We start from the raw sequence: 23,273 nt of genomic DNA on the forward strand, positions 1-23,273 counted from the left end.
TGCATGGATATAATGCCACGTAAGCGAAAAACAAGACGGCGCCCAGGCGGCGCAAGCTTTCACTCGCCCCGTCACGCAGGCATCCCGACATTCCAGAGCACCAACCAAGAAAGCCGACCATGCGCAAACTCCTGATCGTCATGCTGTCCATCCTGCTCTCAGGCTGTGTCCAGGATTTCGCCATCTATCTGTTCGACGGCCAGGACCATTCCCTGACCGTGCGCCGCCAGCAACGTTATTTTTGGCAAGATACTGTGGAAGTGCAGCTGATGGCCACCAATCTGCCGCAATGCCAGCGCCTGCATATCCTGGCGACCGATGCACCCGCCGACATCAAGGTCGAGCTGTTCGCGGCCGGCGATGGCCGCTGGAATATCCGCATGGGCAAGCAGTTGTGGCAGGCGGAAACGACGACCTGCAATGCGCTGACGGAAATGGAAAACGACCCGAAAGCCGACCTGGGCCAGCCGGTCGGGCAATTCGTGGTCGTCGATGACAAGCTGGAATTCGAGCCGGCACCGCCAGCGGCGGCGGCCCAGTAAATCAGCGCGTCGTCAGGCTGCGCAGCGGCTTTTTCGCCACGCTGCGTGGTGCGCCAGCGGCCACCAGGCGCGGCGCCGTCCCCGGCTCCTGCACCGACAGTTTGAAGCGCGCCACCAGTTGCGCCAGCACGGCCGCCTGGTCCTGCATGCTGGCCGCCGCTGCCGCCGCCTCTTCCACCAGTGCCGCATTTTGCTGCGTCACGCTATCCATTTCCGTGATCGCCTGGTTGACGTGGCCGATGCCCGTGCTTTGCTCGTGCGACGCGGCCGTGATGTCGGCCATGATGTCGGTCACGCGCGAGACGCTGGCCACCACCTGATCCATGGTCGTGCCCGCCTGTGCGACGAGGGTGCTGCCGGCCGCGATGCTGTCGACGGAAGCGCCGATAAGTTCCTTGATTTCCTTCGCCGCGCCAGCGGACCTTTGGGCCAGGTTGCGCACTTCCGACGCCACCACGGCAAAGCCGCGCCCCTGTTCACCTGCCCGTGCCGCTTCCACCGCCGCGTTCAAGGCCAGGATATTCGTCTGGAAGGCGATGCCATCGATGACGCCGATGATGTCGACGATCTTGCGCGACGAGGCATTGATGGTGTCCATGGTACCGATCACTTGCGCCACCACGGCGCCGCCCTGGCGCGCCACGGCGGAAGCGGACTGCGCCAGTTCATTCGCCTGCACGGCGTTGCCCGCGTTTTGTGTCACAGTCGAGGTCAACTCCTCCATCGAGGCCGCTGTTTCTTCCAGCGAACTGGCTTGCATTTCCGTGCGTGCCGACAAGTCCATATTGCCGCTGGCAATCTCGCTCGATGCCGTGGCGATCGTCTCGGCGCTGTAGCGGATTTCACTGATCGCATCGACCAGGTTGGCCTGCATGGTTTTCATCGCGTACAGCACACTATGGCGGTCGTTGGCGTGCGTGCGCACGTTGCCGCTCAAGTCGTTGTTGGCGATCTGTGCCGCCACATGGGCTGCATACTCGGGGTCGCCGCCCAGCGCATGGCGCAGGCTGCGGTTGATTGCCACGACGACGGCGGCCAGCAGCGCACACACCAGCAACAGCACGCCCAGCGAGGTGATCAGCGACTGGCGGAAGGCCGCGTTGATATCGTCCATGTACACGCCCACCACCACGGTCCAGGCCCACGGTTTGTAGGCCACCACGCGGCTCATCTTCGGCTCGGGGGTTTTCTGGCCCGGACGGGGGAAATAATAGTGGACGAAGCCCTTGCCCGCATCGCTCTTGCCGACGGCAACGATGTCGCGGTACAGATAAGTGCCGTTGGCATCTTTAAAATCCGACATGTTCTTGCCGTTGGTTTGCGGCGCGGCAGGATTCATCACGACAACGGCATCGAGGTTGATGATGGACAAATAACCGGTCTCGCCAAAGCGCATGCTCTTGATGACGGCGGTGGCCTGCTTTTGCGCTTCTTCCTTCGTCAAGGCGCCGCTGGAGGCCAGGTCGCCGAACATCTTGACGGCGCCCAGGCCCAGGTCGGCGGCATTGCTCAGGTCGGCGCTGCGCTCTTCGATACGGATCTTGCGAATTTCCAGGGCGTTGTAGACAAAAATAACGGCGATGCACAACAGGCTGCAAATCAGGGGAATCCATAACTTCTGCTGGAAGGTCAATTTTTTCATGCTGTGTCTCCAACTCTCTATTGTGCGGCGAAGGGGCGTGGCCTGCTTCCAGCTCTGCAGGCCAGGAATGCGGCGGCGACGGCGCTCTGGCGGCACCGTTCAGACGTCTCCAGCATACGCCCGAACTACCATTTTTTACAATGCTGAGAAGAAATGTTTTTTGTCCGGTGTTGTTAATGGGTTGCGACAATTGATGAGAAATGATGTTGCGTTGCAATAAAAATGCTGGCAGCGGCCGCGATGTTTTTACGCTACAGTCACTGCCATTGCTCACCGTGCAGGGAGTCCCATGTCGACCACTTTTACCTGGCAAGGCTTTGCCATCCTGTCGGCCGTATTTGCGGCCCTGACTGCCATCCTGGGCAAGCTGGGCGTGGCCCATCTGAACAGCAACATGGCCACCTTGATACGCACGGGCGTCATTCTGCTGGTGACGGCGGCCATCATCTCGCTGCGCGCGGAGTGGCAGCGCCCCAGCGGGGGCAACTGGGTGGGCTGGACCTGCCTGATCGCTTCGGGCGTGGCCACGGGACTGTCGTGGCTATGCTATTTCCGCGCGCTGCAGCTGGGCCCCGTCTCGCTGGTGGCGCCCGTCGACAAGCTCAGCGTGGCGCTGGTGATGCTGGCCGGCTGGCTGGTACTGGGCGAACCGTTCACCCTGAAAGCGGCGGCCGGCGGCAGCTTGATCGTGCTCGGCTCGCTGATTCTGCTGCTGTAAAACATTCCACGGCACGCAGCGGCACGCCTGTGTCAGAATGCACGCCGCATAGATCGAATCACGAAAGAACAGCATGACCAAGAATGAAGCCATGAAACGCATCAACGACCGCCTGGGCAAACCCACCCTGACGGACAAGAACACGCATTTTGCCAGCGTCGCCAGCTATGGCACGGATGAAGGCTGGTGGCTGAAGATTCCCTTCCTGACGTTCAAGCAGGAATTGCACTTCATCCTCAACAATGAAAAGACGAAAAGCTTCCAGCACCTGAAAATCGGCGCCAACCAGATCCTCAGCCCCGGCATGAAGTTCCGCAGCACGGGCGGCGCGGCCGACGCCTTCATGTCGGCCTCGGCGCCGAAACGCCTGGTCGACCTGCTCGACGGCGGCAGCAAGTACAATTTTACAAAACATTTCGTCAACGAATATCGCTACTGATGCATAGCCGTGTTGCCTGACGGCAGTTGCGGCGGCAGCCACGCCCTGAGCAAATGCTGCGCGATGTCGAGTGCGTCGTCGCGGCTGGTGCCGAAATGCAGGGGATAGCCCCAGAACTGGCCGAACATGACGGCAAAGGCCTTGCCCGCCAGGCGCTTGGCCGCGCTCGGTTCGACCAGCACCATGCCCTGGATATACGCGCGCAGGGCGGCCTTGTGCCGCTTCATCCACAGCACGGCGCGCTTGCGCTCTTCCTGCGGGTGCGCATGCCCGTCCTCGTCCAGGCCGTCTTCGCTGAGAATGACAAACGCCTGCTGGCGCGCCAGCAGCGCCTCGAACTGGGCGAACAAGGCATCGTCGTGGCTGCCTGCAGCGCCGTCGCGGCGCATCCAGACGAGGGGGAAATCGGTGATATCGAGTTGCATGTAAGACTCCTTCAAGGGGGTTGCCGTTCCTCCTCACCTTCATCAGAACACGGGCGGCGGCGGTTGCCGTTGAAGCGGGGCTGCGGATGCCCATACGATAGCGTTGGCGGCATTGCGCGTCATTGCATAAAATGGCCACAATATTATTCAATCCAGCCAAATTTTCTCCATGCCCCATCTCCTCTTGCCCGATCTGCTCTCGACGCGCCTGGGCGCAGCCACCATCACCATCGATTTCGACGTCGATGGCGTGCTGCGTCCGCTGCTGGCCGTGGGCCTGGCCAGCGTGCGCGAAGATGCGGAGCAGGCGCCGCACCAGCACCGCAAGGGGCAGTTGCTGTACGCCACGCGAGGGGTGATTCATTGCGAAGTGGAAAGCGGCGTGTGGATCGTGCCGCCCCAGTGCGCCGTGTGGATACCTGGCGGCCTGATGCATGCAGCGCAAGGCGTGGGCGAGGCCGAGTGCTATTGCCTGTTTGTCGAGCCGGCCATGGCGCCGGCATTGCCAGCCGTCTGCTGTACCGTGGCCGTCTCGCCCTTGCTGCGCGAACTGATCGCCAAGGCAGCCTGCTTTCCCCCCTTGACCCCGCTGCACGGCGCGCAGGAACGCCTGGTAGCCACCCTGCTCGATGAGTTGGCCGCCGCGCCCGTGGAAGACTTGCATTTGCCAATACCGCGCGATGTGCGCCTGCGCCGTCTGGCCGCCCTGCTGCTGGCGCAGCCGGCCGATAAAAGCACCCTGGCCGAATGGGCCAGCCGCATCGGCATGAGCGAGCGCAGCATGACCCGGCAGTCATTGCAAGAAATGGGCATGAGCGTGGGCCGTTGGCGCCGGCAATTGCACGTCATCCTTGCCCTGCAAGGGCTGGCGCAAGGCCACAGCGTGAAAGCGCTGGCGCTGGAACTCGGTTATGAAAACACCAGCGGTTTTGTCACCATGTTCCGCAAGGCGGTGGGCAAGCCGCCGGCGCGCTATCTGGCGGAACGGGAATCCGGAAGGACATAAAAAAAGCGGCATCACGCCGCCTTCGTCTTGCATCGTCACTCAAAGCATCAGACTTCGCGCGCCAGGGCCAGAAATTCCGTGCGCAGCGCCAGGTTCGGCTGCATCTCGCCCAGCATGGCCGAGGTGATGGTTTCTTCGCCCGGCGTGCGGATGCCGCGGCTTTCCATGCACAGGTGACGGCAGCGCAAGACCACGCCCACCGATTTCGGTTCCAGCACTTCCATCAGGGCATTGGCGATCTGCATCGTCATGCGTTCCTGCACTTGCAGGCGCTTGGAGAAGCAATCGACCAGGCGCGTCAGTTTCGACAGGCCGACGATCTTGCCGTTGGGCACATAACCGATGGTGGCCTTGCCAAAGAACGGCGCCAGATGGTGTTCGCAATGGCTGTAGACCGGAATGCCGCGCACGACGATCAGCTCGTTGTACTGTTCCGCGCCATCTTCGAAAGCTTTCAGCAAATCCACCGGATTCTGGCCATAGCCGGACGTCCAGTGCTTCCACGCCTTGGCCACGCGCGCTGGCGTTTCCAGCAAGCCAGGACGCTGCGGGTCTTCGCCAAAGCTGCTGATCAGCCGGCGCCAGTCGTTTTCGGAGAACTCTTCTTGAGACATGCTAAACCACCCTAAAATTTGCAATTGCCGCCAGTATATAGAAAATGCGGCAAGCTGCCCGGGCGGCCCCCGCTTTACGACACTGCCGGCGGGCGGTACGCTCTCACCAACAGCGCCGAAATCGACACGCTGGAGCTCGCTTCCGGCCAGGCATCGCCAGGGCCGAACCAGCGCGCCTCGGCGATTTCGTTCTCGTCGAGGCGGATCTCGCCATCGAGGTAATCGGCCGTAAACGCGATCATCAGCGAATGGGGAAACGGCCAGGACTGGCTCATGAAGTACTGCAGATTGTGCACGCGCAAGCCCACCTCTTCCATCACTTCGCGGTGCACGGCTTCCTCGATCGATTCACCCGCTTCCAGGAAACCGGCCAGCGGGCTGAAACGCTGCGATGGCGAATGCTTGTGCATGGCCAGCAGCACGGAGTCGCCCTTGCGGATCAGCACCATCATGGCCGGCGAAATGCGCGGGTACGCCAGCATGCCGCAGGCGGCGCACGTGAAACAGCGTTCGCCGCGCGTGCGCCGCATGGGCGTGGCGCACACGCCGCAATGGCGGTGCGTGCGCGCCCACTCGGCCAGTTGCACGGCGCGGCTGGCCAGGCCCAGGAAGCCATCGTCGACGGCATGGAACAGCGAGCGCATGCCGTGATACGCCAGGGTGCTATCGGCGGGCAGCAGCTCGTCATCGGTCCAGACGGTCTGGCAATAGCGGCCCTGCCACAGGCCCACTGGCTGCGCGCCGCTCAAGTCAATCTCGAGCGCCGCCGCCTCGGCGGCAGTGGGCAGGAGCAGCTCGGGCGTACGCAACAGCAAACGCCCGCGGTGAAAGACAAAGGTGAGCGTCTCGGTAGCGGCCGGGGCCGGTTCGGGCGCATCGATCAGGGGGACAAAGGCATCGGGAGTTTGCAGCATGCTGAAAATCAATTGTAAAGGTTGCTCATCATACTCCCGCTGCCGGACGCCTGCGCGCATAGCAGCGGCCGGGCTGCAAAGCAAGCATTCCTGCGCCATGACAGTATTTTTTTAGCGGCATATGCATTTCGTTGCGTAAACGAGACTGATAACGATTCTCATTTACGAATGAGTGTCCAATAATTACAATGTCTGCCAACCCGTCCATCGCCAGCCACTTGTCCGCGTGCCACCACAGCGCGTCGCAGAGCCAGCCAGGAACCACTACCCTGACCTTATCGAGAGAGCAAGATGGCAATCAAGAGCCGCAAACATGCCCCAACCCGTTTCAACCAGCACATCGGCGCCGCCCTGGCCGTGATGCTGCTGCCCGTCGCCGCCCAGGCGGCCGACCCGGCCGGCCAGAGTGCCCCGGCATCGCAGCAAACCCTGAACGAAATCAAGGTCGTGGGCTCCAAGGAAAATGATTTCAAGGCCGAAAGAGCTTCATCGCCGAAATACACCGAAGAGCTGGTCAATACGCCGCAAACCATCGTCGTGATCAAGAAGGAATTGATCGAACAGCAAGGCGCGCTGACACTGACGGATGCACTGCGCAACACGCCGGGCGTCGGTACCTTCTTCCTCGGCGAAAACGGCAACACGAACACGGGCGACGCCGTCTACATGCGCGGTTTCGACTCATCGGGCAGCATCTATGTCGATGGCGTGCGCGACGTGGGCTCCATCTCGCGTGACGTCTTCAACATCGAACAGATCGATGTACTGAAGGGCCCGGCGGGCACCGACAGCGGCCGCGGTTCGCCCACCGGTTCGATCAACCTGGTCAGCAAGACGGCGACCATGGAAAACAAGTTCAATTCCCTGCTGACGGCGGGCAGCGGCAAGCAGAAACGCGCCACGGCCGACTGGAACCGCATCCTCGACAGCGATACCGGCACGGCCTTGCGTCTGAACCTGATGACGCAGGACAGCGGCGATCCGGCGCGCGATGAAGTCAAGAACAAGCGCTGGGCCTTCGCGCCCACCGTCACCTTCGGCATCGGCAAGCCAACGCGCATCACGGCCAGCTACCTGCACGTGGACCAGAACAACGTGCCCGACGGCGGCGTGCCGACCATCGGCTTGCCAGGCTACTCGGCGCCAGACACCGCCACAACGGCCAACCCGGTCGTGCGCACCTTCCTGACCAGCGCGGCCAGGGTCGACCCGAAGAATTTCTACGGCTCCACTGCGGACTACAACAAGGTCAAGGCCGACATGGGCACCTTGCGCATCGACCATGATTTCTTGCCCAACGTGCAGCTGCAGAACACCACGCGTTACGGCAAGACCAAGCAGGATTACCTGCTGACGGCCTTCATGGGCAACACCGCCAACCTGAAGACGCCGGACGCCGCCGATCCGTCGAGCTGGACCCTGGCGCGCTCGCTGCGCACCGTCAAGGACCAGGAAAACACGATTTTGACCAATCAGACCGTGGTCAGCGCGCAATTCGACACCGGCGTGCTGAAGCACTCCGTGGTGGCCGGCGCCGAGTTCACCAGCGAAAAACAGACCAACTACAGCTATGTGGCCGCCAGCCTGGGCACCTTGCCGGCAGCGAACCTGTACCGGCCGAACCCGCATGACCCCGTCACCGGCCACAATCCCGTGCGCAGCGGCGCCTACGCGCAAGGCGAAGTCAATACGCAAAGCGCTTATGTCTTCGACACCGTCAAGTTCGGCGACAAGTGGATCTTCAATGGCGGCGTGCGCTTCGACCATTTCAACTCCACCTATGACGCCGTCACCCTGCAAACGGCTGTGGCGACGGGCCAGGTGCAAAAACTGCCAGTCGGCACGCCGATTCCGGTGCATATCACCTTGAACGATACCTTTGCCAATGGCAAGATCTCGGCCATGTACAAACCGACGCCGGACAGCAGCGTGTATGCCTTGCTGGCCACGTCGAAAGCGCCGCCAGGCACCAATTTTGTGCTGAGCACCGGCGCCAGCAGCGCGCAAAACCCGAACTATGACCCGCAGGAAACCATCACCAAGGAAATCGGCACCAAGTGGGACTTCCTGAAACAAAAACTGTCGCTGTCGGCCGCCGTCTACCAGACCACCGTGAAAAATGAAGTGGAACAGGATCCTGTCGATCTGATCTACTATCAGACCGGCAAGAAGCGCGTGGAAGGCATCGAAATCGGGGTGGTGGGTGAAGTCATGCCGAACTGGCTGGTCAGCGCCGGCTACACGCGCATGAATACCAAGGTCGAGTCGGGCAAGGTCGTCACGGCCAGCGGCATCAATAACCTCAGCTACACGCCGAAGCAATCGTTCACCAGCTGGACTTCGTACACCCTGCCGTTTGGCCTGAAGATCGGCGGCGGCGCGCGTTACGTGGGTGAAATGCTGCGCGGCACCGATGGCGCCGTCGGCACGCCGGCCCGCGTGGATGCCTACTGGGTCTTCGACGCTATGGCAACCTACACCGTCAACAAAAACCTCGACTTGCAGTTGAACGCCTACAACCTGGCCGACAAGACCTATGTGGCGGCCATCAACAAGTCCGGTTTCCGCTACACTCCGGGCCAGCCCCGTTCGTTCAGCCTGACGGCGAATATCAAGTTCTAAACACGCAGTGCATCACATCAAGCCCCTCTTCGGAGGGGCTTTTTTATTGTCCTGATAATCTTGCTCTTTTGGCGCACCGCCGCCCTGCCGCGACTAGCGTATGAAAAGTCATACAGCGATCACCCGCCGCGTCCAATATTTCGCGCAAGCACGCCAAGTTGCTACATCTAAACAACAAAAAAATCTTCCTTAAATCAACAACTTAAGAAGTTAGCTCCCAAATTCCCATTTCAGGCATATCCTTTGCTATGTACAGGTTTTGCTGCAAATAATCGCTAGCATGCAAGGGCTTGTTTTTGAGAAATGTTGACTCCAAGCTTGAGTTGCTCGCTATCAATAATCCGCTCACAGCGGCGTTTCACCGGAGGAGTCAAAATGAAAAAGAAACGGCCATTAACCCTGTACATCCTGATTGCCATGATCCTCGGCATTGCCGTGGGCTATGGATGCAACACCGCCTTCCCTGATGCCAAGCTCAGCGCTCAGATCGCTGGCAATATTTCCATCGTCACCGACGTCTTCTTGCGCCTGATCAAGATGATCATTGCGCTGCTGGTCTTTTCCACCCTGACAGTCGGCATCGCCCACATGGGCGACGGCAAGACGGCGGGCCGCATCGGCTTGAAAGCCATGTGCTGGTTCGTCGTCGCCTCGCTGGTTTCGCTGGCGCTGGGCATGGTGCTGTCGAACCTGATGCAACTGGGCACCAACCTGGGCTTGCCATTGCCGGACGTACACGCTTCGACCAATTTGAAAACAGCAGCCTTCACCTTGAAAGACTTCTTCACGCATCTGGTGCCGAAGTCGCCGATCGAGGCCATGGCCAACAATGAAATCCTGCAAGTGCTGGTGTTCTCGATCTTCTTCGGCGGCGCTCTGGCCGGCCTGGGCGAATCGGGCAAGACCCTGACGGCCGTCGTCGACCAGCTGGCACAAGTCATGCTGCGCATCACCGGCACCATCATGAACCTGGCCCCACTGGCCGTGTTCGCCGCCATGGCCTCCGTCATCACCACGCACGGCCTGGGCGTGCTGGTCACGTTTGCCAAGTTCATGGGCGGCTTCTACCTGGGCCTGCTGTGCCTGTGGACACTGCTGATCGCCGCCGGCTTCGTCGTCATCGGCCCGCGCATCTTCAAGCTCGTCGGCCTGATCCGCGAACCGTTCCTGCTGGCATTCTCGACGGCCAGCTCGGAAGCGGCCTATCCAAAACTGCTGACGGCGCTCGACCAGTTCGGCGTGGACCGCAAGATTTCCAGTTTTGTGTTGCCGATGGGCTACTCCTTCAATCTCGATGGCTCGATGATGTACTGCACCTTCGCCGTGCTGTTCATCGCACAAGCCTACGGTATCGACCTGTCGATCGGCACGCAGATCACCATGCTGCTGCTGCTGATGCTGACCTCAAAAGGTATGGCCGGCGTGCCGCGTGCCTCGCTGGTCGTGATTGCCGCCACCCTGAACCAGTTCAATATTCCGGAAGCGGGCCTACTGCTGCTGATGGGTGTCGACCAATTCCTCGACATGGGTCGCTCGGCCACCAACGCGGTCGGCAATGCCGTCGCCACGGCCGTCGTCGCCAAGTGGGAAGGTGGCCTCGCCACCGAGGAAGAAGCAGCCGCGGCCAACGCCGCCAACCAGAGCACGGAAAGCCATTGGGGCGAAGCTGACCACGCTAGCAAAGCCTGATAGCGCCATGGCCCGCCACAAGCGGGCCATTTATTTGTTGTCCATGTTGAGTAACAAGCAGTCAGGTAGTGCGATCAGTAGTCATTCCAACTTATTAGAGAGATTTTCATGAAAAAAGTCCTGTTTACCCTGCTGGCCCTTGGCGCAGCTTCCGGCGGCGCATTGGCGCAATCGAACGTGACCATGTATGGCGTGGCCGATGCCGGCCTGGTGTTCGACAAGGATGCAGCCGGCGACCGCCTGAACCGCGTCGCCTCCGGCGTGGCCTCGGGCTCGCGCATCGGCTTCAAGGGCAAGGAAGACCTGGGTGCTGGCCTGGCCGCCACCTTCGTGCTGGAAAGCGGTTTCAATATCGACACCGGTACCTCGGGCCAGGGCGGCCGGCTGTTCGGCCGCCAGGCGTATGTTGGCCTGACCGGCAGCGCCGGCGCCGTCACCCTGGGCCGCCAATATACGCCGTACTACCTGGCCCTGCGCGACGTGGCCGATCCGTTTGTCATCGGCCTGGCCGGTACGGCATCGAACATTATGGCGACGAATTATCGCATCGACAACATGGTGCAATACAGTACGCCGACCTGGAGCAAGCTGTCGGCCGACCTGGCGTATGGCTTTGGCGAAGTGGCCGGCGACAATGCGAAAAACCGCAGCATGGGCGGCGCCGTGCACTACATCGACGGTCCGCTGAACGTGACCCTGACGCACCACCGCCAGGAAAATCCGCTGGCGACCCAGCAAACGCGCAACACCCTGCTGGCCACGCGCTACGACTTTGGCGTGCTGCAAGGCAACTTCGGCTACGCCGACAACCGCGCCCTCGACGACAGCAAGAGCAATGACATCATCGTTGGCTTCAGCGCCCCGTTCGGCGCCACCAAGCTGGTGGCGTCGTACATCCGCCACAACGACAAGAGCAACGCCAACCGTGACGCCCATCAGTGGGCCATTGGCGCGTTCTATGCCCTGTCCAAGCGCAGCGACCTGTACACCGGTTACGGCCACATCACGAACAAGAACGGCGCTCCTTACAAGGTTGGCAATGCCACGGACGATGGCACCGGCACCAGCGGCTTTAACCTGGGCATGCGTCACACGTTCTAAGGACGTCGCGAGGTCCGTGAAATAAAAGCGTGAGCCGCCGGATGCACATCCGGCGGCTTTTTCTTTTTACGCAATATTTAAATGCGATACTGTGGGATCTTGCAAGTTGGCAGCTGATTTTATGAATAGCAGTAACAAACCTTCCCTTTCCTGGCGCCAGCGCCTGTCGCAACGGTCGGGCCGCGAAACGCTGGCCTGGGGCGTGGTGCTGGCCGCCTGCCTGGCCACCGTCTGGCTCGTGTATTTCTGGACGGAACGCATCGCCATCGGCAAGCTGCAGGCAAGCGGCGCACAGCGCCTGGAGGTGTATGTCAGCAGTCTTGAAAATGCGCTGGAGAAATACGACTTCCTGCCCAAGACCCTGGAGCTGAACCGCGACGTCATCCGCCTGCTGCAGCACCCGGAAGACCCGGTACTGGTCGATACGGTCAACCATTACCTCGAGCAGATGAATGCCCAGGCGAAATCGTCGACCATTTTCATCAGCAACCTCGACGGCAACACGCGGGCCGCCAGCAACTGGCAGCAGCCCGACAGCTTTATTGGCGACAATATCTCGTTCCGTCCCTACGCCCAGGACGCGCTGCGCGGCACGCCGGGCCGCTTCTATGGCGTGGGCACGACGCGGCTGGAGCCCGGCTACTTCTTTGCCCATGGCATCTACCAGAATGGCCACATGCTGGGCCTGGCAACGGTCAAGGTGAACCTGGAAAACCTGGAAAAACGCTGGGTGCAGGGCGCGGACAAGGTGATGCTGGCCGATGAGCACGGCGTGATCTTCCTCAGTTCCATGGCGGACTGGAAGTACAAGACCCTGGCGCCGCTGTCGCCCGCCATCGTCGAAGAGCTCAACCGCACGCGCCAGTATTACTCGAAGCAGCTGGAAGCCATTCCCTTCGTCTCCGACCGCCAGTTGGGCAATGGCGCGCGCGTGATCAGCGTGCGCGAGCAGGAACACGCTGATGCGCCACCGAAGACCAGTTCGAGCGTCATGACGCAGATCAAGCTCAAGTCCCCGCAAGGCTGGACTTTCATTTATTTGTCCGACCTGGCGCAGGCCAAGGCCAGCGCGCGCGCGGCGGCCGCCTTCTCCTGCGTGTTGCTGGGCTTTTTCATGCTGCTGTTCTTTTATCTGCGCCAGCGCCGCGCGGCCGTGGCGCAAAAATTGCGCGCCCGCGAAGATCTGCAGCATGCCTATGACAACCTGGAAGCGATGGTCGAGGAACGCACCTCGGAACTCAATGCCATGACGCAAAGCCTGAGCCAGGAAATCGACGTGCGCAGCAAGGCCGAGCAGAAACTCCACATCACGCAAAACGAACTGTTTCAGGCCGGCAAGATGGCCGTGCTGGGACAGATGTCGGCCAGCATCACGCATGAACTCAACCAGCCGCTGACGGCGCTGCGCACCATGTCCGACAATGCCGTCATCCTGCTCGAACGGGGAAGGCTCGACGACGCGCGGCGCAACCTGGCGAAGATCTCGCAAATTGCAGCCAGGATGGGGACCATTACGGGGCAATTGAAGATTTTTGCGCGCAAATCGACCACGAGCCTGACCTCCGTGTCGATACCCACGGCGATCAGCAACGCCCTGTTCCTGGTCGAGCGCCGGCTGCAGGTTGAAAATGTGCGTTTCACCCTGCAACTGCCGCCTGAAGACATCTTCGCCATGTGCGAAAGCAACCGCCTGGAGCAAGTTCTGGTGAACCTGTACGCCAACGCGCTCGACGCCATGAATGGCAGCGACGTGCGCAGCTTGCGCGTGGCCGTCGAATGCACGCCCGAGCACGTGCTGATCCATGTGGCAGACACCGGGCCGGGCCTGTCGACGGAAGTGTGCGAACACCTGTTCGAGCCGTTCTTCACAACCAAACCGCAAGGACTGGGCCTGGGCCTGGGCCTGGCCATTTCGGAACAGATCACGCGCCAGTTCGGCGGCGTGCTGCGCGCCGAAAACGCCCCCGGCGGCGGCGCCATCTTCACCATCGAACTACAGATTGCAACGCAGGAGGAAAAACATGTTTGACGGCTTGAAGGTCTTGCTGGTCGAAGACGACCCCACCGTACGCGAAGGCAGCGAGCAGGCACTGCAGCTGGCCGGCCTGGACGTGCTGGCCTTCCACTCGGCCGAACTGGCGTATAAACTGCTGACGCCCGATTTTCCCGGCATCGTGGTCAGCGATGTGCGCCTGCCGGGCATGAGCGGCCTGGAGTTGCTGCAAGCGGTCAAAACGCTCGATGCCAACCTGCCCGTGATCCTCGTCACGGGCCACGGCGACATCACCATGGCCGTGCACGCCATGCGCACGGGTGCCTACGATTTCATCGAAAAACCCTACTCATCCGAGCAACTGGTCGACGTCATCCTGCGCGCGCTGGAAACGCGGCGACTCACGCTGGAAGTACACAGCCTGCGCCGCCAGCTGGAAGACGGCGGCGGCATCGAAGCGCGATTATTGGGCAATTCCGTGGCGATGCGCGACATACGACGCCTTATCCTCGACGTTGCCGACGAACCGGCTGACGTGCTGATCTATGGCGACACGGGCACGGGCAAGGAAATGGTGGCCCGCTGCCTGCACGACTTCAGCCATCGCCGCAAGCAAAACTTCGTCGCCGTCAACTGCGGCGCGATTCCCGAAAGCATCTTTGAAAGCGAAGTCTTCGGCCACGAACCGGGCGCATTCACGGGCGCGGCCAAGCGCCAAGTGGGCAAGATCGAGCACGCCGACCATGGCACTTTTTTCCTCGACGAAATCGAAAGCCTGCCCCTGTCCTTGCAAGTCAAATTGCTGCGCGTACTGCAGGAACGCTATATCGAACGCCTCGGCTCCAACGTGCCCACGCCCGTCGACGTGCGCGTCATCGCGGCGGCCAAACTGGACCTGGAAGACTTGTCGCAGCAGCAGAAATTCCGCAGCGACCTGTACTACCGCCTGAATCTGATCGTGCTGCATCTGCCACCGCTGCGCGAACGGCGCGAAGATATTCCCATCCTGTTCGAGCACTTCGTGCTGGCCGCCGCCGCCCGCTACAACCGCGCCGCGCCCGTGGTCTCCAGCGCGCAGATGCGCAACCTGATGGCCCATTCCTGGCCCGGCAACGTGCGTGAACTGCGCAATATCGCCGACCGCTTCGTGCTGGGCATCGCCGGTGGCGCCTCAAGCTTGCTGGCAGGCAACCAGGCTAGTCCCCTGTCGCTGGCGGAGCAGGTCAACGGCTTCGAACGTGCGCTGATCGAACAGGAACTACGCGCATATTCAGGCAACGTCAGCGAAGTGAGCGCAGTGCTTGGCTTGCCGAAACAGACCTTGTACCACAAGATGCAGAAGTACAATCTGGTGGCCGAAGAGTTTCGATAATCAGGCGACCCGGCCCATGCGCAGTGGCACGACCCAGTCGGGCCGGCCGTTGGCCAGCGCCAGCCCGGCCGCCTTGTCCCAGTCATACGCCACCGCATGCAACTGCGCCGTCCAGGTGCCGTCCATCCCCTGTTCGGCAATCGCATAGCGCGCATGCGGCGTGCCGTTTTCCATCACGTGCGGATAACCGTGGTCGTCGTCGTAGGCTTGCAAGCCCACGCTGCCCGGGTTGACGATCAGCCGCCCATCGGCCAGGCGCACCTGGCGCGGCATGTGCGTGTGGCCGCACAGGATCAAGGCCGCGTCCGCCGTCCCGGCGCGTTCGGCCACTTCAATCGGCGTGGCGGCGCGGCTGCCTTGCGGCGTGACGCTGTCGAGAAAATACACGAGGTCGCTTGTCGGCGTGCCATGCACGAGCAGCACGTCATGGCGCAAACGCAAGGTGGCGGGCAGCGCCTCTATCCACGCGAGTTGCTCGGGCAACAGTTGCGCGCGTGCATAGGCGTCCGAGACGCCCATGCGCGCCGGATCAGCCAACAGCTGGCGCTCGTGGTTGCCGCGGATGGTGGGCAAGCCTAGGCCCATCAGGCGCGCCGCCGTAGCGCGCGGCTGCAGATGGCCCGAAACGATATCGCCCAGGTTGACGATCACATCCACACCCTGAAGGGCGATGTCGGCCAGCACGGCTTCCAGCGCGTCCAGGTTGCCGTGAATATCGGAAATGGCGGCGATTTTCATGCGGTGTCTCCTCCTTGTGCGCACCATTCTGCCCGCGTCCTGCGTGGCAGGCAATGCCGGAGTGTGTACCAGCTGTTACACACGGTAGGACAAATCTGACGACCACTTGCGCCGTGCGGCTACGTGATTCAAATGTAACAATTGCTACCATTTCCTCATTGCATTGCACCTGTAGGCCGCCCCAGCGTCGCGGCCCACCCATCATCTTTCCGAGGAGTAGTCCCATGTTTGTTACGTCCGTCCCCGCCCGCCTGTCCCCACCCCGTTTGCAGCATCTCGCCTTGCGCGGCAGCATGATATTGGGTGTGCTGGGCATGGCCACGGCGGCCGCCACGGCGCGGGCCGAGCCATCGCCCGCTCTGGACCGTGTCAGCATCTCGGTAGGGGCGTTTTCTGCCGATCCGCGCATCAATATCGGCGCCGACACGCAGTTTGGCCGCATCGACGCGCCCGAATCAAAGCCCAGCCATACCACCATCCCGCGCATCAAGGCGGACTTGCTGATCGGCGACCGCCACGGCCTGGCATTCGACTACTACCGCTACGACAAATCCTACACGCCAAGCCTGACGGGCCAGACCATCATCAATGGCCAGCCCGTCACGGGCACGGCCACGGCGAATGCCGACCTGAAACTGGACCTGGCCAAACTGGCCTATAAATGGTGGCTCGGCAGCGGCAACGACACCTTCGGCATCGGCCTGGGCGCCGCTTACTATCATGCCAGCCTGAACGGCACGGCCACCGGCGTCATCAATGGCGAAACGGCCACGGCACGCGACTCCATCAGCGAGCACGCGTTTGCGCCACTGCTGGAAGTGGGCTGGCGCCACGCCTTCACGCCGGACTTGCGCATGTATGCGGAAGCGTCGGGCATCAAGAAAAATGGCGGACGCATCAACGGTCACATCTACGGCGGGAATGTCGGTGTGGAATGGTTTCCGTTCAAGAACATCGGTTTCGTGGCCGATTACGGCATTTCGAAAATCAAGCTGCACCGCGACAGCGAACGCAATGCCGACCTGAACATCCGCCTGACGGGACCGTCGGCGTATGTGAAAGTACGTTTCTAAATCGGCTCAGACCGCCGGTTTCAGCAGAGTTAGCTGAAACTGCGGCAGGCTGGCATCGTCCCACGCCTCGACCCTGGCAAACGGCAGGCGCGCAAACGCCTGCTGCCAGAAGGCGCAGGCAGCGGCATCGTCGCGAAACATCGCCACCAGCCACGTCTGCTCGCTGCCCAGCAAGACTCTGCGCACCACTTCCAGCGCCACGCCCCGGCGCCGGTACTGCTTCAGAATAAAAAAGTCGCTGAACTCCTGCACGGCCAGCTCGCCCGCCATGCCAGGCTCCGTGAGGAAAAAGCCCGCCAGTGCGCCATCGACCTCGATCCAGCTGGCCGTATGGCCGGCTGCGTGCACATACGACGCCAGCCCTGCGTCACACACCTCATAGCGGCCGTCAGCCAGCAGCGCCTCGCCGCTCCAGGCCGAATTATCGTAGCAATATAGCTGGAACAACTGCGCCAGCGCTCCCTCTTCGCCGGGCGCAACGGCGCGCAATGTCATGTTCTGTACTACCGGCATCATCTCGTCTTTCCACCACTTGGCGTCGCTGAGATGGTGAGTGTAGCACCACGTCACTCATCCGTCCCTCCTGCATTTCAGCCCTGCATTTCCACACTTGGTCGCAAAAATATTAACTTCCTTTCAATTGGATATATATTATTGTTTTTAGGTAACATCCGCCATCGCGGCTGAAAAACAAGGGTGATCCCCTTCACAGACCGGCAGACAGCTATCTGCCGGCTTTCATACCCAAGCTCTGGAGAGTGCTGCACATGCTATCGATCAAACAGCTGAACAAAACGTATGCCAATGGCGTCAAGGCCATCAATAATGTCAGCCTGGAGATTCCCAACGGAATGTTCGGCTTGCTGGGACCGAATGGCGCAGGCAAATCCTCGCTGATGCGCACCATCGCCACCTTGCAAGACCCCGATAGCGGCAGCATCCATTTCGATGGCCTCGATGTGCTGCAGGACAAGGCCGGCCTGCGCCGCCAGCTCGGCTATCTGCCGCAGGATTTCGGCGTGTACCCGAAAGTGAGCGCGGAAACCCTGCTCAACCACTTTGCCGTCTTGAAAGGCTTGACGGAGAAGGGCCCCCGCCAGGAAGCCGTGGAAGCTTTGTTGCAGCAAACCAATCTGTGGGAAGCGCGCAAGCGCAATCTGGGCACGTATTCGGGCGGCATGCGCCAACGCTTCGGCATCGCCCAGGCGCTGCTGGGGGCGCCGCGCCTGGTGATCGTCGATGAACCGACGGCCGGCCTGGATCCGGACGAGCGCAACCGCTTCCTGAACCTGCTGGCGAAGATCGGCGAGCAGGTGGTGGTGATACTGTCGACGCACATCGTTGACGACGTGACGGACCTGTGCCCGCGCATGGCCATGATCGTCAAGGGACAGGTACTGGTGCAGGGCGAGCCGCAGGCGGCCATCGCCACCTTGCACGGCAAGGTCTGGCGCCGCAGCGTCACGACGGAAGAACTGGCGCAGTACCAGCAAACCTTGAACGTGCTGTCGACGCGCCTGGTGGGCGGCAAGCCGCAAATCAATGTGTTTGCCGACAGCCAGCCCGACAGCGGCTTCGTGCAGATCGCCGCGGACCTGGAAGACGTGTACTTCCTGCACGTGCGCAATGCTGCCCGCAACGGCGCCGCCGCGCCGGCCGCAGTCGCAGCGTAAGGAGCCGCCATGTGGAAGGAATTTTTCAAGTTTGACCTCGGCTATCAGCTGAAACAGCCGCTGCTGTGGATATTTGCCGTCATCATGGCCCTGATGGCCTTTGGCGCCACCACCAGCGACTCGGTGCAGATCGGCGGCGCCATCGGCAACATCAACCGCAACGCCCCCACCGTGGTGGCGCAGATGCTGGGCATCTTCAGCCTGCTGGCGATGCTGCTCGTCACCGTCTTCATCGCCGGCGCCGTGCTGCGCGACAGCGAAGTAGGCATGGCCGACATGCTGTTCGCCACGCCCATGCGCAAGTGGGACTACCTGTTCGGCCGCTTCGCCGCCGGCTTTGTCGCCTGCTTGTTGATCTTCATCGCCATTGCCCTGGCCACCATGCTCGGCCCCGTCATGCCCTGGGTCGATGCGCAACGCGTGGGCGCGTTCTCGCTGCATACGTATGCCTGGAGCTTTGCCGTCATCGTCATCCCGAACCTGCTCTTCATCGGCGCCCTGCTGATGCTGCTGGCGGCCACCACGCGCTCGATGATGCTCGTGTATGTGGGCGTGCTGGGCTTTTTCGTGCTGTGGGCCATGGCCGGCGTGTTTACGCGCGACATCAACAATGAATGGTATGCCGTCCTGCTCGACCCGTTCGGCGTGCGCGCCTTCGGCCGCATGACGCGCTACTTCACTGCCGCCGAGTCGAATGCCAGCCTGCCGCCCCTGTCCGGCTACTTGCTGGCCAACCGCGCCCTGTGGCTGGGCATCACCGTCGTGCTGTTTGCCGCCACCGTGCTCCTGTTCAAGCCGCAGCGCACGGGCACGGGCAAGCGCCTGTTCGGCAAGCACACGGTGCAGGCGGCCGCGCCGGCCGTCGCCGCGCCGCTGCAGCTGCAGCGCAGCATCCCCACGTTTACCCCGGCGACGGCCTGGCGCCAGTGGTGGCAGATCTTGCGCTTCGACGCGGCGGGCGTCTTCAAGAGCCTGCCCTTCCTCGTCATGCTGCTGTTCGGCGTCATCAACCTGATCGCCGGCTCCAGCGTGGCCAAGAATATGTATGGCACGGCCGTGTATCCGATGACGCATCTGATGTTGCAAAGTATCAGCAACAGCTTTAGCTTCCTGTTGATCATCATCGTGACCTTTTATGCGGGCGAACTGATCTTCAAGGAGCGCCAGGTGAAGATCGCCGACGTCAGCGATGCCATGCCCGTGCCCGGCTGGGTGCCCCTGCTGGCCAAATGCACGGCCCTGGTCGGCGTCATCGCCGGCTATTTGCTGGCGGGTGTTGTCACCGCCATCGGTTTCCAGCTTTACAAGGGCGGCGCGCCCGTGGAACCGGGCCTGTACCTGCAAGGCACCTTGCTCGCTTCCCTCTTCTTCGTGCTGATGGGCTTGTGCGCCCTTACCCTGCAAGTATTGTCGAATAATAAGTTCATCGGCTATTTGCTGGTGATCCTGCTGATGGTGGCGCAAGCCGTGCTGGGCATGCTGCACCTGGAGCACAATCTGTACGCCTTCGGCGGCATGCCGGCCATCAAGTATTCGGACATGAATGGCTACGGCCACTTCCTGACGGGCTGGACCTGGTTTGCGCTGTACTGGAGCCTGTTTACCGTGGCGCTGGTGATGCTGGCGCAGGCGTTCTGGGTGCGCGGCTTGCCCGCCGACTGGCGCGCGCGCGTGCGCCTGGCCCGCCTACGCCTGCAAGGCCGCGCCGGCGCCGCCCTGGCCGTAGTCGTGCTGTGCTGGGCAGGCACGGGTGGCTGGATCTTCTACAACACGAACGTGCTGAACAAGTACGAGACCTCGGACATCGGCATGGACAAGCAGGCCCGCTACGAGAAATTGTACAAGCAATACAAGGGCTTGCCGCAGTTGAAGATCACCGACGTCCAGGCCGATGTGGATATCTATCCTGAGCAACGCAAGGTGTTGATCAAGGGCCACTACGTGCTGCAAAACAAGACGCAGCAGCCGCTCGACACCCTGCGCATCCAGCTCAACCCGGACCTGGAAACGCACTGGTTGAACTTGCCTGAGCACAAGGTCGTGCTCGACGACAAGGAACTCGGTTTCAGCATCCTCAAGCTGGCCCAGCCCCTGGTACCGGGCGCCACCCTGCCGCTGGACTTCACGGTGGCCGTCACGCATCAGGGTTTCACCAACGACGGCGCGCCGGACCAGGTCAACCTGAACGGCAGCTTCTTCAACAACCAGGCCTTCTTCCCCCACTTCGGCTACGCGAAGGAAATGGAATTGACGGACCGCAACGAACGGCGCAAACGGGGCCTGGGCGAACCGCAGCGCATGGCCAAGCTGGAAGACAAGTCGGCCTACGGCAACACCGTCTTTGGCAATGAAGCGGACTGGATCAATTTCGACACCACCGTCTCCACCAGCGGCGAGCAGATCGCGCTGGCGCCTGGTTACCTGCAGGCAAGCTGGGAAAAGGATGGCCGCCGCTATTACCGCTACAAGATGGACCAGTCGATGATGCCGTTCTTTGCCTACCTGTCGGCGCGCTGGGAAGTCAAAAAAGGCGAATGGCACGGCTTGCCGATCGAAATTTATTTCGATAAAAAGCACGGCTACAACACGCAGCGCATGATTACCTCTGTGCAAAAGTCGCTCGATTACTACACCACCCAGTTCACGCCCTACCAGTACAAGCAGGTGCGCATCCTGGAATTCCCCGGCTACCAGAGCTTCGCCCAGTCGTTTGCCAATACGATACCCTACTCGGAAGGCATAGGCTTCATCGCCGACCTGCGCGACAAGGACGATATCGATTACGTGTTCTACGTCACGGCGCATGAAATGGCGCACCAGTGGTGGGGCCACCAGGTGATCGGCGCCAACGTGCAGGGCGCCACCATGCTGATGGAATCCTTGGCGCAATATTCGGCGCTGATGGTGATGGAAAAGGAGTACGGCCGCACTAAAATGCGCCGCTTCCTGCGCTATGAACTGGACCGCTATCTGAGCGGGCGCGGCGGCGAAGCCATCGAAGAACAGCCGCTGGCGCGCGTAGAAGGACAGCAATACATCCACTACAACAAGGGCAGCCTGGTGTTCTACCGCCTGCGTGACGAGCTCGGCGAGGAAGCCCTGAACCGTGCCCTGAAACGCTATCTGCAGGACAAGGGTTACCAGCAGGCTCCCTTCACCACCACCCTGGAACTGCTGGCCTACATCCGCGCCGAAGCGCCGCAGGACAAGCAAGCGTTGATCACGGACCTGTTCGAGAAGATCGTCTTCTACGACAACCGCGTGACGCAAGCGACGGCCGTGAAACGCCCGGACGGCCAGTGGGATGTCACCATGCAGTTGCACCTGGCCAAGCTGGAGTCCGACGGCAAGGGCAAGGAAAGTCCGCGCGCCTATGACGAGCCGGTGGAAATCGCCATCTTTGCGCGCCCTGCGGGCGGCAAGGAAAAGGATGAAACAGTCCTGTACACGGACAAGCGCGTGTTGTCGGGCAGCGACCCGGTGGTGACCATCACCGTGAAGGACAAACCGTTCGAAGTGGGCGTTGATCCGTACAACAAGATGATCGACCGCGTCTCGCGCGATAACCGCAAGGAAGTCAGTTTTCCCTAAACCTTGATGCAACGCAAACAGGCCACGCTGTCACGGACAAGGTGGCCTGTTTTTTTATGCTTGCAGCGTTTAGCGGTACACGAGACCACCATCGATCAGCGGCGCCTGGCCCGTCATGTAGTCCGCATCCGGCCCCGCCAGGAAGGAGACGAGCCCCGCCACGTCATCCGGCGTCTCGGCACGTCCCAGCGCGATGCCGTCCACGTATTTCTTGTATGTTGCGCCCAGCTCGGCGCCAGTCAGCTCGGCCATGCGCTTGTCGATCTCGACCCACATGTCGGTGCCGACAACGCCGGGGCAATACGCGTTGACGGTAATGCCGTCGGCCGCCAGTTCCTTGGCCGCCGCCTGCGTCAGCGCGCGCACGGCAAACTTGGTGGCCGAATACACGCCCAGCAGGGCGAAGCCATCATGCCCGGCGATAGAGCAGGCATTGATGATCTTGCCCTTCTGCTTGCGCTTCTTGAAGGTTTTGGCGGCCGCCTGGATACCCCACAGCGTCCCTTGCACATTGATGCGCATGATGCGGTCGACCTCGGCCGGCGTCACGTCGAGCAGCGGCTGCACTTGCGCGATGCCGGCGTTGTTGACGATGATGTCGAAGCCACCCAGTTCACTCTCGGCAAACGCCACTGCGGCGGTCACCTGATCGAGTTGCGACACGTCGGCAATGAAGGTGACGGCGCGGCGCCCCAGCGCGCGCACTTCGGCGGCAGCCGTGTCCAGCTTATCCTGGTTCAAATCTACCAGCGCGATATCGGCGCCATCCTTGGCCAGGCGCAAAGCGATGGCCTTGCCTATGCCTTGCGCGGCACCCGTGACCAGCGCGACGTTTCCGGAAATACCCATCTGCGTTCCTTTCAGTTCAGGGAAGAAGAGCAGCAAAAAACCGGTCCGGCACAGCAGTGCCCGCAGCCGGTTCCGCAGCGTAGAGACGCTTCAGCCTACCTGAAATTGGCATTTGGCTGCATCTTGAAACGTGCGTAGCCAAAAAAAGTACCTAGGTCAAGAAAAGGGGAAAAAAACGTCCTCGAACTGGCCATGCGCGCGCTGCCGTAAGATGAATGGCCTCATCATCGCTTGCTTAGTCATCCACGTTCAAAGGAGTGCCCTATGCGACC

At 61.4% G+C, this 23,273-nt stretch carries 19 protein-coding genes; 12 read left to right on the forward strand and 7 right to left on the reverse strand.

Translation table 11 applies throughout. The features are described 5' to 3' along the window. Positions 1-119 precede the first annotated feature (119 nt). Positions 120-542: a hypothetical protein gene (locus CSZ94_RS16990; protein WP_102122591.1), complete on the forward strand. Its 423-nt coding sequence runs from the start codon at positions 120-122 to the stop codon at positions 540-542. Position 543: 1 nt separating this feature from the next. Here the strand turns inward: CSZ94_RS16990 and CSZ94_RS16995 are convergent, their stop codons facing one another. Further along, positions 544-2,184 carry a methyl-accepting chemotaxis protein gene (locus CSZ94_RS16995; protein WP_102122592.1) on the reverse strand — a complete coding sequence of 547 codons (1,641 nt, stop codon included), beginning with the start codon at positions 2,182-2,184 and terminating at the stop codon, positions 544-546. Positions 2,185-2,473: 289 nt separating this feature from the next. Here CSZ94_RS16995 and CSZ94_RS17000 point away from each other — a divergent pair, with 289 nt between their 5' ends. After that, positions 2,474-2,902 (forward strand): EamA family transporter, encoded by a 429-nt coding sequence (locus CSZ94_RS17000; RefSeq protein ID WP_102122593.1) that lies wholly within the window; start codon positions 2,474-2,476, stop codon positions 2,900-2,902. A gap of 73 nt (positions 2,903-2,975) precedes the next feature. Beyond that, positions 2,976-3,341, forward strand: coding sequence for a hypothetical protein (locus tag CSZ94_RS17005; protein WP_102122594.1), 366 nt, complete (start codon positions 2,976-2,978; stop codon positions 3,339-3,341). Here CSZ94_RS17005 and CSZ94_RS17010 read toward each other — a convergent pair. Then, positions 3,335-3,766: a hypothetical protein gene (locus CSZ94_RS17010; RefSeq protein WP_102122595.1), complete on the reverse strand. Its 432-nt coding sequence runs from the start codon at positions 3,764-3,766 to the stop codon at positions 3,335-3,337. The genes CSZ94_RS17005 and CSZ94_RS17010 overlap by 7 nt on opposite strands. Before the next feature lie 169 nt (positions 3,767-3,935). Between CSZ94_RS17010 and CSZ94_RS17015 the strand changes: the two genes are divergently transcribed. Next, positions 3,936-4,772, forward strand: coding sequence for an AraC family transcriptional regulator (locus CSZ94_RS17015; RefSeq protein ID WP_102122596.1), 837 nt, complete (start codon positions 3,936-3,938; stop codon positions 4,770-4,772). 47 nt (positions 4,773-4,819) lie between these two features. On the opposite strand, the gene folE is transcribed toward CSZ94_RS17015, so the two are convergent. Together folE and nudC are read right to left on the reverse strand one after the other, a co-directional pair. Beyond that, positions 4,820-5,386: a GTP cyclohydrolase I FolE gene (folE, locus tag CSZ94_RS17020; RefSeq protein ID WP_102122597.1), complete on the reverse strand. Its 567-nt coding sequence runs from the start codon at positions 5,384-5,386 to the stop codon at positions 4,820-4,822. A 74-nt stretch (positions 5,387-5,460) separates the two neighbouring features. Beyond that, complete coding sequence (gene nudC / locus CSZ94_RS17025) at positions 5,461-6,300, reverse strand: NAD(+) diphosphatase (protein WP_102122616.1); 840 nt, start codon at positions 6,298-6,300, stop codon at positions 5,461-5,463. 291 nt (positions 6,301-6,591) lie between these two features. Between nudC and CSZ94_RS17030 the strand changes: the two genes are divergently transcribed. The 5 genes from CSZ94_RS17030 to CSZ94_RS17050 all read left to right on the forward strand — a co-directional run bounded on the left by CSZ94_RS17030 (position 6,592) and on the right by CSZ94_RS17050 (position 15,077). Then, on the forward strand, positions 6,592-8,922 hold the full coding sequence (locus tag CSZ94_RS17030; protein ID WP_102122598.1) for a catecholate siderophore receptor Fiu: 2,331 nt from the start codon (positions 6,592-6,594) through the stop codon (positions 8,920-8,922). Positions 8,923-9,297: 375 nt separating this feature from the next. Then, the gene (locus tag CSZ94_RS17035) at positions 9,298-10,611 is read left to right on the forward strand and encodes a dicarboxylate/amino acid:cation symporter (protein ID WP_102122599.1); all 1,314 of its coding nucleotides are present in this window, start codon (positions 9,298-9,300) and stop codon (positions 10,609-10,611) included. Positions 10,612-10,719: 108 nt separating this feature from the next. Then, positions 10,720-11,712: a porin gene (locus tag CSZ94_RS17040; protein ID WP_102122600.1), complete on the forward strand. Its 993-nt coding sequence runs from the start codon at positions 10,720-10,722 to the stop codon at positions 11,710-11,712. 121 nt (positions 11,713-11,833) lie between these two features. After that, complete coding sequence (locus CSZ94_RS17045) at positions 11,834-13,741, forward strand: sensor histidine kinase (protein ID WP_102122601.1); 1,908 nt, start codon at positions 11,834-11,836, stop codon at positions 13,739-13,741. Then, a complete protein-coding gene (locus tag CSZ94_RS17050) occupies positions 13,734-15,077 on the forward strand; it encodes a sigma-54-dependent transcriptional regulator (protein ID WP_102122602.1) in 1,344 nt (447 codons plus the stop codon). The genes CSZ94_RS17045 and CSZ94_RS17050 overlap by 8 nt, the downstream gene beginning before the upstream one ends. Here CSZ94_RS17050 and CSZ94_RS17055 read toward each other — a convergent pair whose 3' ends face one another. Beyond that, positions 15,078-15,815, reverse strand: a complete 738-nt coding sequence (locus CSZ94_RS17055; RefSeq protein WP_102122603.1) for a metallophosphoesterase family protein — start codon at positions 15,813-15,815, stop codon at positions 15,078-15,080. A gap of 224 nt (positions 15,816-16,039) precedes the next feature. On the opposite strand from CSZ94_RS17055, the gene CSZ94_RS17060 reads away from it, so the two are divergent. After that, a complete protein-coding gene (locus tag CSZ94_RS17060; RefSeq protein WP_102122604.1) occupies positions 16,040-16,888 on the forward strand; it encodes a hypothetical protein in 849 nt (282 codons plus the stop codon). Between the two features lie 6 nt (positions 16,889-16,894). On the opposite strand, the gene CSZ94_RS17065 is transcribed toward CSZ94_RS17060, so the two are convergent. Further along, positions 16,895-17,404, reverse strand: coding sequence for a hypothetical protein (locus CSZ94_RS17065; RefSeq protein ID WP_102122605.1), 510 nt, complete (start codon positions 17,402-17,404; stop codon positions 16,895-16,897). Between the two features lie 251 nt (positions 17,405-17,655). Here CSZ94_RS17065 and CSZ94_RS17070 point away from each other — a divergent pair, with 251 nt between their 5' ends. After that, on the forward strand, positions 17,656-18,561 hold the full coding sequence (locus CSZ94_RS17070; protein WP_102122606.1) for an ABC transporter ATP-binding protein: 906 nt from the start codon (positions 17,656-17,658) through the stop codon (positions 18,559-18,561). Between the two features lie 9 nt (positions 18,562-18,570). Further along, complete coding sequence (locus CSZ94_RS17075) at positions 18,571-22,152, forward strand: M1 family aminopeptidase (protein ID WP_102122607.1); 3,582 nt, start codon at positions 18,571-18,573, stop codon at positions 22,150-22,152. Positions 22,153-22,221: 69 nt separating this feature from the next. Here the strand turns inward: CSZ94_RS17075 and CSZ94_RS17080 are convergent, their stop codons facing one another. Further along, the gene (locus CSZ94_RS17080) at positions 22,222-23,001 is read right to left on the reverse strand and encodes an acetoin reductase (RefSeq protein ID WP_102122608.1); all 780 of its coding nucleotides are present in this window, start codon (positions 22,999-23,001) and stop codon (positions 22,222-22,224) included. Positions 23,002-23,273: the final 272 nt, after the last annotated feature.

Source organism: Janthinobacterium sp. ROICE36, from assembly GCF_002869965.1.
Taxonomy (GTDB): domain Bacteria; phylum Pseudomonadota; class Gammaproteobacteria; order Burkholderiales; family Burkholderiaceae_D; genus Janthinobacterium.